Below are 264 nucleotides of genomic sequence, written 5' to 3'. Positions count from 1 at the left end.
GCCCTCGGGCGCGTCGTAGCGCAGGCGCAGCATGGCCAGCGCATTGCCCATGCCGGTGAAGCCCACGCCGATGCGCCGCTTGGCCTCGCTTTCCTCGCGCTGCTGCGGCAGCGGCCACCAGGTCAGCTCCAGCACGTTGTCCAGCGCACGCACCTGCACGGCCACGGCACGCTCGAAGGCCTCGAAGTCGAACACAGGCTCGCCCGCGAAGCCGAACGGATGGCGCACGAAGCGCGTGAGGATGACGGGGCCGAGGTCGCAGCA

At 70.8% G+C, this 264-nt stretch carries 1 protein-coding gene; it reads right to left on the bottom strand.

The window, feature by feature from the left end; all coding sequences use genetic code 11:
* The coding region (locus tag ACSNOK_RS34645; protein WP_436784682.1) for a hypothetical protein at positions 1 to 264 on the bottom strand (264 nt) is incomplete at both ends.

The organism is Streptomyces sp. URMC 126, assembly GCF_051386555.1.
Classification (GTDB): domain Bacteria; phylum Actinomycetota; class Actinomycetes; order Streptomycetales; family Streptomycetaceae; genus Streptomyces.
Note: the sequence above shows the minus strand (reverse complement) of the source record. Positions and strands in the feature narration are given on the sequence as shown.